At 64.7% G+C, this 10,550-nt stretch carries 9 protein-coding genes; 5 read left to right on the forward strand and 4 right to left on the reverse strand.

Annotated elements, in window-relative coordinates:
- The first annotated feature begins 178 nt into the window (after positions 1 to 178).
- Entirely contained in the window at positions 179 to 2,758 is a 2,580-nt protein-coding gene (locus YUO_RS0114910) for a ligase-associated DNA damage response DEXH box helicase (RefSeq protein WP_198028042.1), read from the forward strand.
- 51 nt (positions 2,759 to 2,809) lie between these two features.
- Positions 2,810 to 3,481: a ligase-associated DNA damage response endonuclease PdeM gene (gene pdeM, locus YUO_RS0114915; RefSeq protein WP_028347994.1), complete on the forward strand. Its 672-nt coding sequence runs from the start codon at positions 2,810 to 2,812 to the stop codon at positions 3,479 to 3,481.
- 125 nt (positions 3,482 to 3,606) lie between these two features.
- On the opposite strand, the gene YUO_RS0114920 is transcribed toward pdeM, so the two are convergent.
- The gene (locus YUO_RS0114920) at positions 3,607 to 4,470 is read right to left on the reverse strand and encodes a LysR family transcriptional regulator (RefSeq protein WP_028347995.1); all 864 of its coding nucleotides are present in this window, start codon (positions 4,468 to 4,470) and stop codon (positions 3,607 to 3,609) included.
- 98 nt (positions 4,471 to 4,568) lie between these two features.
- Here YUO_RS0114920 and YUO_RS0114925 point away from each other — a divergent pair, with 98 nt between their 5' ends.
- From YUO_RS0114925 to YUO_RS40760, 3 genes are all read left to right on the forward strand, one after another.
- A complete protein-coding gene (locus tag YUO_RS0114925) occupies positions 4,569 to 5,489 on the forward strand; it encodes a DMT family transporter (protein WP_028347996.1) in 921 nt (306 codons plus the stop codon).
- Between the two features lie 13 nt (positions 5,490 to 5,502).
- A complete protein-coding gene (locus YUO_RS0114930; RefSeq protein WP_028347997.1) occupies positions 5,503 to 6,285 on the forward strand; it encodes an MBL fold metallo-hydrolase in 783 nt (260 codons plus the stop codon).
- A gap of 84 nt (positions 6,286 to 6,369) precedes the next feature.
- A complete protein-coding gene (locus YUO_RS40760) occupies positions 6,370 to 7,728 on the forward strand; it encodes an NRAMP family divalent metal transporter (protein WP_051379444.1) in 1,359 nt (452 codons plus the stop codon).
- 115 nt (positions 7,729 to 7,843) lie between these two features.
- Here YUO_RS40760 and YUO_RS0114940 read toward each other — a convergent pair whose 3' ends face one another.
- From YUO_RS0114940 to YUO_RS0114950, 3 genes are all read right to left on the reverse strand, one after another.
- Positions 7,844 to 8,626, reverse strand: a complete 783-nt coding sequence (locus YUO_RS0114940; RefSeq protein ID WP_035726766.1) for a TIGR02186 family protein — start codon at positions 8,624 to 8,626, stop codon at positions 7,844 to 7,846.
- Positions 8,623 to 9,549 carry a sulfite exporter TauE/SafE family protein gene (locus YUO_RS0114945; RefSeq protein WP_028347999.1) on the reverse strand — a complete coding sequence of 309 codons (927 nt, stop codon included), beginning with the start codon at positions 9,547 to 9,549 and terminating at the stop codon, positions 8,623 to 8,625. The genes YUO_RS0114940 and YUO_RS0114945 overlap by 4 nt, the downstream gene beginning before the upstream one ends.
- Positions 9,550 to 9,830: 281 nt before the next feature.
- Positions 9,831 to 10,490, reverse strand: a complete 660-nt coding sequence (locus YUO_RS0114950) for a COG3904 family protein (protein ID WP_235782719.1) — start codon at positions 10,488 to 10,490, stop codon at positions 9,831 to 9,833.
- Positions 10,491 to 10,550 lie beyond the last annotated feature (60 nt).

Genomic DNA, 10,550 nt, shown 5'->3' on the forward strand with positions numbered 1-10,550 from the left:
TTCACGGGGAGAGGGTCGGGGTGAGGGGCTCTTTCCGCGTGCACTCTGGAAGAGAGGTGTTCGCGGAAAGAGCCCCTCACCCGGATTGCTTCGCGATCCGACCTCTCCCCGCGAAGAGCGGGGCGAGGTGACCTCCAAGCCTCTCGACGAACCCCTTCCGACGGCTTACCTCTTCTCCGTGCCGTCGCCTCAACCTTTGCCCTTCACGCCGCTCGAAACGGCTGCGCTCTTGCCCGACCGCTTCCGGCGCTGGTTCGCCACGCGGGGCTGGTCGCCGCGCGAGCATCAGCTTGCGCTACTGGCAAAGGCCAGCGACGATCGTTCGGCACTGCTGATCGCCCCAACGGGCGCCGGCAAAACGCTGGCCGGCTTCCTCCCGACGCTGGTGGAGCTTTCTCGCCCTTCCGTCCAACGGCGCGAGGGCACGAAAAGCCTCATGTCCACCGGCCGCAGCGTCAAACGCACCGGCGGCCTCCACACGCTCTACATCTCGCCGCTGAAAGCGCTCGCGGTCGACATCGCGCGCAATCTGGAGACACCGATTGCCGAGATGGGTTTGCCGATCAAGGTCGAGACCCGCACCGGCGATACGCCGGTGTCTCGGCGGCAACGGCAGCGACGCTATCCGCCGGATGTTCTGCTGACCACGCCGGAGCAACTGGCGCTGCTGCTGTCGTCCGACGATGCACCGTTTCTGTTTTCGTCGCTAAAACGCATCGTGCTCGACGAGCTGCACGCGCTGGTGACGTCAAAGCGCGGCGATCTGTTGTCGCTTGGCCTGGCGCGGTTGTGGCGCCTGGCGCCGGAGATGCGCGCGATCGGGCTATCCGCGACGGTGGCCGAGCCGGAATCGCTGGCGCGGTTTCTGATGCCGCAGCACGACGGCAAGGACGTGTCAGCCGATATCGTCGTGGCCGGCGGCGCGGCGGCGCCCATCGTCGAGATGCTCGACACCAAGGAGCGGCTGCCCTGGGCCGGCCATACCGCGCGCCATGCGCTCGGCGAAATGTATGATCTGATCCGGCGCAACAAGACCACGCTGATCTTCGTCAACACCCGCAGCCAGGCTGAAATGCTGTTCCAGGAATTCTGGCGCATGAACGACGACGGCCTTGCCATTGCCCTGCATCATGGCTCGCTCGACGTCGCCCAGCGCCGCAAGGTCGAGGACGCGATGGCGGCGGGAAAGCTGCGCGGCGTGGTCTGCACGTCCTCGCTCGATCTCGGCATCGACTGGGGCGATATCGATCTCGTCATCAATGTCGGCGCGCCGAAGGGGGCCTCGCGGCTGATGCAGCGTATCGGCCGCGCCAATCACCGACTGGATGAACCCTCGCGCGCGGTCCTGATCCCGGCCAACCGTTTCGAGGTGCTGGAGTGCCGTGTCGCGATCGATGCCATTGCGGAGAATGCGCAGGATACGCCGCCGTTACGCACTGGCGCCCTCGACGTGCTGGCGCAGCACGTGCTCGGCTGCGCCTGCGGCGAGCCGTTTTTTTCAGATGATCTCTATGCGGAAGTCCTGACGTCGGCGCCTTATTCCTTGCTGACGCGAACCGATTTCGACGATGTCGTCGATTTCGTCGCCACCGGCGGTTATGCGCTGAAGACCTATGAGCGTTTTGCGCGCATCAAGCAGGACAAGCAGGGTCGCTGGCGCGTCGCCAATCCAAAAGTGCGGCAGAGCTATCGCCTCAACGTCGGCACCATCGTCGAAGAGACCATGCTGAAGGTGCGTCTGGTGCGCTCGCGCAGCGGCGGGTCCGGCTCGACCGGCGCGCTCGGCCGCGGCGGGCGGATGCTGGGTGAAATCGAGGAAGCCTTTATCGAAGGCCTCGTGATCGGCGACACGTTTGTGTTCGGCGGTGAAGTCGTGCGCTACGAGGCGCTCGCCGAGGACGTGGTCTATGTCTCGCGCGCCAACGACAAGGACGCGAAAGTGCCGTCCTATGCGGGCGGCAAGTTTCCGCTTTCGACCTATCTCGCCGAGCGCGTCCGCAAATTGCTCGACGACCGCCGCGCGTGGAATGCGCTGCCCGATCAGGTACGCGACTGGCTCTCGCTGCAGAGGGATTTTTCCCGCGTGCCGGCGGTGCAAGAACTGCTGATCGAGACCTTTCCCCGCGGCAACAAGCATTACCTCGTCTGCTATCCCTTCGAGGGCCGGCTGGCGCACCAGACGCTCGGCATGCTCTTGACGCGGCGGATGGAGCGGGCGCGGGTGCGGCCGCTCGGCTTCGTCGCCAACGAGTATGCACTGGCCGTATGGGGCCTCGGCGATATGTCGTTCATGATCCGGCACGGCAAGCTCGATCTCAACGCGCTGTTTGACCCGGACATGCTGGGCGACGATCTCGAGGCGTGGCTTGCCGAATCCGCGTTGATGAAGCGTACCTTCCGCACCTGTGCCATCATCTCCGGCCTGATCGCGCGGCGCTTCACCGGCGAAGAAAAATCTCGCCGCCAGGTGCTGTTCTCGACCGATCTGATCTACGACGTGCTGCGCAAGCATCAGGCCGACCACGTGCTGTTGCGCGCCGCCCGCGCCGATGCCGCGACAGGCCTGCTCGATCTCAAGCGTCTGGGTGATATGCTCTCGCGTATTCATGGGCGAATCAGCCATCGGGAACTCGAACACGTTTCGCCGCTCGCCGTTCCCGTGATGCTGGAAATCGGCCGCGAGTCAGTTTATGGCGAAGCAGGCGACGAGTTGCTGGCGGAGGCCGCCGACGAACTCGTCAAAGAGGCGATGGGATAAGCGGGAAGGCACGTGACGGCAGGGGCGCAGTCTTCGGGAGACGATCAACAGATGCGCGCCTCGAAGGTCATGGTTGCCGACGTGACGTTCCGCGCCGACCTCTCCGGCGCGCTGTTCTGGCAGGAGCAGCGCCTGCTCGTCGTCTCCGACCTGCATCTGGAAAAAGGCTCCAGCTTCGCCGCGCGCGGCGTGCTGCTGCCGCCTTACGATACCGTGGCGACGCTGAGCCGGCTCGCCGCCGTCATTGCCCGGCACGACCCGCGCACGGTGATTGCGCTCGGCGACAGTTTTCACGATCACGACGCGCATCGGCGGCTGTCGGCGCCGGATCGCGACGCGCTGTCAGCGATGCAGGCGCGGCGCGACTGGATCTGGATATCGGGCAATCACGATCCGGCCCTGCCGGGCGACCTCGGCGGCACGGTGGCGAACGAAGTCGCGATCGGGCCGATCGTGTTCCGCCATGAGCCGACGGGGGCGGCGGGTGAAATCGCCGGCCATCTGCATCCCAAGGCGCGCGTCACCACCCGGGGACGATCGATGGAACGGAGGTGCTTTGCCAGTGACGGCGAGCGCGCCGTGATGCCCGCCTTCGGCGCCTATGCCGGGGGCCTGAGCATCCGCGATCCCGCGTTTGCGAAGATTTTTCCGACGCCGAGCCTGATGGCGCATGTGCTCGGCGACAACCGGCTGCACGCGATAGCCGCGTCAAGGTGTTATTGAGAATCTAGATAGCCGTTGGACTGTAGGGTGGGCAAAGCGCAGCGTGCCCACCATTCACGCTGGCGTGGTTGATAGATGGTGGGCACGGCGCTGCGCGCCTTTGCCCACCCTACGGATCTCTACATCTACGCCGCCTTCACGTCGACGCTGTCGCAGAACTCGGCGAGGCGGTCGGCGAGCCGCAGCGTTGCGGGGCTGGCGTCGGGTGAGGCCACCAGCGCCAGCTCGGTCTTGTCGATCGGCGCAAAGCCGTCCTTCGCCGTGAGCACGCGATGACCGGCCTGGATCGCGATGTCGGAGAGAATGCTCAATCCCAATCCGGCGGCGACCGCGGCCTGGATGCCGGCAAGGCCGGAAGAAGTATAGGCCATGTGCCAGAAGCGCCCGGCGCTTTCCAGCGCATGGATCGCGCGCGCACGATAGAGGCAGCCGGCGGGAAAGCCGATCAGCGGCACCGAGCCAGCGTCGATATCGACCGGATGGGTTTTGCTGGTGACCCAATGCACTTTCTCCGGCCACACCGCGATCGCGCCTTTCTCGCCGGCGTCGCGCTTGAGCAGCGCCAGATCGAGATCGCCGCGTTCGATGTCGCGCCTGAGATACGTGCTCTGGTCGGCACGCACATCGAGCCGCAGGCCCGGGCGCGAGCGCGAAAACGTCGCCAGCAACTTGGTAAGACGATAGGCGGCGAAATCCTCGGGGATGCCGAGCTTGATCGTGCCTTCGCTTTCCGGCCGCGCCACCACGTCGCGGGCTTCCTCAGCGAGCGATAATAGCCGACGCGCATAGGAAAGCAGCCGCTCGCCGGCCTCCGTCGGCGTCACATCCTTGCCGTTGCGGTTCAACAGCGGCTGGCCGACATCATCCTCCAGCCGCTTGATCTGCTGGCTGACGGTCGATTGTGTGCGGTGAACGCGCTCGCCGGCGCGGGTGAAGCCGCCGGCATCGACCACGGACACGAAACTGCGCAGCAGCTCCAGATCGAGCATGTGAGCGCTCCATTTATAAATCCACTGGTCACCAGTTTATCATTTAATTTCCAAATATCAAGGCGCGGCCCTAGATCAGGGGTGCAAGGAGACTATCCATGTCGCTCGCCCCTTCGGTCGCGGTCCCCCGCGCCGGCCTCAATCTGTTACCGCTCTATATCGGCCTGTTCTGTCTGCTCTGGAGCTTTGCCTTCGTCGCCGGCAAGGTCGGCGTCACCGACTGCCCACCGCTGATCCTGCTCACAGCGCGATTTTCGCTCGCGGGAATCCTGATCCTCGGCATCACGGCGCTGCGCGGCGAGGCATGGTCCTCGCTGACCTGGCGCGACGCCGGAATCTTCGCCATCCTCGGCGTCGCCAACAACGCGCTCTATCTCGGTCTCGGTTATACCGGGCTGCAGACGGTATCGGCCGGTCTCGGCGGCCTGATTGTCAGCGCCAATCCGGTTTTCACTGCTGTGCTTGCGGCATTGTTTCTCGGCGAGGCGCTGACTTGGCGCAAGGTGACGGGACTTTTGCTCGGCATCTCCGGCGTCGCCTTCATCGTCTGGCACCGCATGTCGGTCGGCACGGATAGCTTTCACGGCATCCTGTTCACGCTGGCCTCGCTAGCCTCGATCGTCGTCGGCACCATCCTGTTCAAGGTGCTGGCGCCGAAAGGAAGTCTCTGGGTCGGCAATGGCGTGCAGAATCTCGCCGCGGGCATCGTGTTGCTGCCGTTTGCATTCACGCTCTCCAGCCTCAGTGACATCGTGCCGAGTGCGCGGCTCGCCGGCGCGTTCGCTTTCCTCGTGCTCGGCGGATCGATCCTGGCTTACCTGCTCTGGTTTCACCTCTTGAAGGTCTGCGGCGCGACGGCCGCGAGCGCCTATCACTTCCTGATGCCGCCGCTCGCCATGCTGTTCGCCTTCCTTGTGCTCGGCGAGCACATGGAGTTGCGCGACCTGCTTGGCATCATTCCCGTAGCCCTCGGCATTTATCTGGTGACCCGTCCCGCTGCGGCTGGTCAACCTTCGTAGAAGGAGCAAGTCAATGACAGTTACCATCACCCTGATCGGCGGCCCGACGGCGCTCATCGAAGTCGACGGCTTCCGGCTGCTGACCGATCCGACCTTCGACGAGCCCGGCGCCTATCAACTGCCGCATGTGAAGCTGGAAAAACTGGTCGGCCCCGCGGTCAGCGCACAAGCGATCGGCGAGGTCGATGCCGTGCTGCTCAGCCACGACCAGCATTCGGATAATCTCGATCATTCGGGGCGCGATTTTCTCAAATCCGCCAAGCGCGTGCTGACGACGGAGGTTGGCGCAAAGCGGCTCGGCGGCCATGCCGAAGGCTTTGCGCCGTGGGCGTCGACCGAGCTGGCCGGCAGGAACGGTCATTCGCTGACCATCACGGCGACGCCGGCGCGTCACGGCCCGGCGGGAATCGAACCACTCGCGGGAGACGTGATCGGCTTCGTGGTTTCGTCGAACAAGCCGGGCAGCCGTCCGATCTACATCAGCGGCGACACCGTCTGGTACGACGGCGTTGCCGAAGTGGCGAGGCGGTTCAAGGCCGGCGTGGTGCTGCCGTTCGCGGGCGCGGCGCAAACCCGCGGCCCCTTCCACATCACGATGGACACCAACGACACGATCGAAACCGCGCGCGCATTCCCTGATGCGGTGATCGTGCCGGTACATACGGAAGGCTGGAAGCACTTCCGCCAGAGTGCGGACGATCTGCGCGCCACCTTCGACACGCTGGGGTTTGGACCGCGTTTACGCATTCTGGAGCCGGGCGTAGCGACGGTTATCGAGCCGCTGCGCGTCGCGTGACGGAGGGCCAGGAGGCAACGGACAAGCTCGTGGTCCGGAACCTGTGCTCGTCAGGTTCGTTGTCGCCGGGGCTGGACCCTTGGCATGTCAGTTCGCAACAAGTCGCATCGGAAGCGCCACGCGCATACAGGCTCCGGAAATAACAAACCGGCAGCGCAGGCCAAGGCACATCATTCGTTTCGCGTCCGCGATGCGCTGAGAGCACTCGGGCCCGGCCTGATCACGGGCGCGTCCGACGACGATCCGTCGGGAATTGGCACCTATAGCCAGGCCGGCGCACAGCTCGGTTACGGCATCGGCTGGACCATGCTGCTGACATTTCCGCTGATGGCGGCGATCCAGGAAATCTCCGCGCGCGTCGGCCGCGTCACCGGGCATGGAATCGCGGGCAACGTGAGCCGGCATTATTCGCCATGGCTGCTCAACGTGGTGGTGGCGATGCTGTTCATCGCCAACACCATCAACATCGGCGCCGATCTCGGCGCCATGGCGGACGCCACCAAACTGCTAATCGGCGGCCACAGCATCTTCTATGTACTGCTGTTCGGCGTGACCTCGGTCGCAGCGCAGATCTTCCTCGACTACAGGCGTTACGTGTTGGTGCTGAAATGGCTGACGCTCAGCCTGTTTGCCTATGTCGCCGCGGTCGCATTTGCTAAGGTTTCGTGGAGCGACGCGCTTGCCGGCATTCTCATTCCGCGCCCGGCCTGGAGCCTGGAATATTTCACAACCATCGTCGCCATTCTTGGCACCACGATCTCGCCCTATCTGTTCTTCTGGCAAGCCTCGCAGGAAGCCGAGGACCAGCGAGTCGACAAGGCGAAGCGGCCGCTGGTCGAAAAGCATTACGGCGCTCAGAAGGAATTCAATCGCATTCGCGCCGACACCATCGTCGGTATGGCGTTCTCCAACCTGATCGCATTGTCGATCATCGTAACCGCCGCGGCGACGCTGCATGCGGCCGGAAGGACCGATATCAAGAGCTCGGCGGACGCGGCCGAAGCCCTGCGTCCGATCGCCGGCGCATTCGCTGAAACGATTTTTGCGCTCGGTATCGTCGGCACAGGACTGCTGGCAGTTCCGGTGCTCGCCGGCGCCGCCGCCTATGCCGTCGGGGAGGGACGGCGATGGCCGGTCGGGCTCGCGCGCAAGCCCAAGGCCGCCGCCGCGTTCTACGCGGTGCTGACGCTCTCGGCTGGCATAGGCATCGCGTTGAACTTCACGCCGATCAACCCGATCTCGGCGCTGTATTGGAGCGCGGTCATCAACGGGGTGCTCGCCGTGCCGGTGATGGTGCTGCTGATGCTCATGGCCCGCCGCAGGGACGTGATGGACCGCTACGTCATCAAGGGTCCACTCTATTGGCTCGGATGCCTGTCCACCGCGGCGATGCTGCTCAGCGTCGTCGCGATGGGGATGGGGTTTTTTGCTGGGAAGTTGTAGCGCCACACCACCGACCTCATCCTGAGGAGCGCGTCTTCGCGCGTCTCGAAGGATGGGCCGCGGGCCTCATGGTTCGAGACGGCGCTTCGCGCCTCCTCACCATGAGGGCTTGAACTCAATCCTTCCGGAACACGATCGATGCCATCCATCCCGTCATCAGCGCCATGAACGCAGTGACGAGCCCATAGACAAACCCGTTCTGGCGCGCGGTCGTCGCGACGAATTGTTCAAAGCCGACTTTCACGATTTCAAACGCAGTGTCGGTTTTGGCCACCAGCGCGCCTTCGGCGAACAGCTTGATCTCGACATTATAGAGGCCGATCGGCACTTCCGCAGGCAGCGGAATGCCGGTGCGGAACAGTGTCGGCGTCAGGAACGTCACCGCCGAGGTCTCCTCGCGATAGAGGCCGTGCTGCTTGCGCAGCCGCACGAAGGCACTGCGGAACGCATCGTCCGGCACGACGTCGGCATAGTCGGGCCCGACGCGCTGGGTGAGCAGCACGTTGTTCAGCCCGAGCTGCTGCCGTCGCTGCACCTCGGGCGAAGCGATGGCGTCGAACGGGCGGTTGGAAAATAGCGCCAGGTAGGTCGGCACCTGGAGGAACTGCCGGGAGTCGGTGTTGATCCAGATCCCGAACCGGCGCTCCTTGCGGCGCGTCACCATATCGGCGCGCGGGCCGGCAACCGTCACCACGAGATCGTAGCTGCGATTGGCCGGCGTGGTGGCGTCCTTCTCGACCGAACCGAACAGCACCAGCTCCTCGCCGGAATAGTTCGGCGTCACGGTGACGCGATGGTTCGATACCGACACGATCAACCGCTCCGCCTGCGCGGGCGAGGCCGCGAGCAGAGCGCCCAGCGCAAGGCTTACGAGGATGAGCGGGGCGCGCGCGATCATCCGGTGCCCCCCGTTTCGCGGATGGTGAAGAGATCCTCAGGCCGGATCACCAGCTCGACGGCAAAACGGACGCCGACGGCGAGCACCAACAGGCCGAGCAGCAGCCGCAAATGCTCGCCGCGGATCTTCTGCCCCGCGCGGGCGCCGAACTGGGCGCCGGTGACGCCGCCGACCATCAGGATCAGCGCCAGGACCGCATCGACCAGATGATTGGTGACCGCATGCAGCATGGTGGCGAACACCATCGTGACCAGGGTGAGCACCATCGAGGTACCGATCACGGTCGAGGTCGGCACCCGCAGCACATAGATCAACAGCGGCACCAGGATGAACCCGCCGCCGATCCCCATCACGGCGCCGATGAAGCCGATGACCAGGCCGATCACGACGACCGGAATGACGGATAGATAGATTTTCGAGCGCTTGAAGCGCATCTTCAACGGCAGGCCATGAATCCAGACATGGCTGCCCGGGCGGCGCGTGGTGACCGGGCCGCCGCGGCGGGCCCTGAGCAGCGCCCGCAGGCCTTCCCAGAACATCAGGGCGCCGACGGTGGTCAGCAGGATCACGTAAGACGTCGCGATCATAAGATCGAGCTGACCGAGCGAGCGCAGCAGCGTGAAGGTCCAGACCCCTAGCGCCGTGCCTAAACCGCCGCCGCTTAGCAGCACCACCGCCAGGACCGGATCGATGGCGCGCCGCCGCCAGTAGGAGATCGCGCCGGAGAACGAGGACGCCGCGATGTGGCTGGCGACCGAGGCGACCGCGACCGCGGGCGCAATGCCGACGAAGATCAATAGCGGCGTCATCAGGAAGCCGCCGCCGATCCCGAACATGCCGGAGACGAACCCAACCGCCGCGCCCATCGCCAGGATGAGGAAAACATTGACCGGAATGTCAGCGATCGGGAGGTAGAGCTGCACGCGCGTCTGCTTTTGTAGCTTTGCCGCAAGAGACGGCCGGGGGGCCACTCAGGGCATGGTTTGTCTTGTATTTGCCGGCAGTGGAATCCGGTTCGCGCATGCACCTTTGCGTGCGCAGGGCCGGTTCCCGCGCCTTTGCATAACTGAATTCGGCAGCGTGAGGGACTAAAAATGCCCGGCAAGGCAAATTTTTGCCGTACGTGCGCGTGTCCCAGGACGTTGAAACGCTGTTACAAAATCCGGAAAGCCAGTCGGTTCGTGGGACTGGCACTTGGCCGGGCTCAGGGCTTTCCGAGCGGCTCGGTGACAAGGTTCATCGCCAGCGCCTGCTTGGGGCTGAGCCAGCGAATGTCCCTGGTCTCGGACATCGCTTCCACGATCGAGGATGAAACCCCCATTTTGGTCATGTAGCCCAACACCGCGCCCGATATCCGCTGGGCCTCTGCGACGGGATCGCCCAAGGGCCTGGTCGTGACAAACCGATGAACGCCCAATGCCGAGCCCAATACGCCAAAGCGGGTCTTGCCCCCGGCATAGGCCAGCACGCAGGCGCTGGCGCAGTAACCGGGCTTGATGCGGCCCGCAGCGTCGGCGCTGCCGACAGCGGTCGCTAGCCCCCGCGATCGGATGATCTCGCCCATGATCACGGCCTGGTTCAAATCACCGCCGGGGGAGGCCAACAGGACGATGTCACCGGGGGCGAGGTTGGCCTGGTCCAGCCTGCTGCGAAACCAGCTCGCCGCGGCGGGGCCGATCGTGCCGCTGACGAACAGGGCGCGGCGCCCCTGGCTCGAACCGTCGAGGTGGAGCGTATCGATCACCTGGGATGTCAGGCTTGGCGAGACGTACTGGTCCTTCCAGTAGTGCCACGCCTCCGGTTGCGACAGGTCCCGGTAGGCGCGAATGCAGATGCCGGCAACCAGCAGGATGAAGATCGCCACCGTCCAAAACTGCCATTGGCGCCGGGGTGGCTGGGGCGGCGGCGCCTGACCGGGCGGGAG

It is taken from the genome of Bradyrhizobium murdochi (assembly GCF_000472965.1).
Taxonomy (GTDB): Bacteria; Pseudomonadota; Alphaproteobacteria; order Rhizobiales; family Xanthobacteraceae; genus Bradyrhizobium; species Bradyrhizobium murdochi.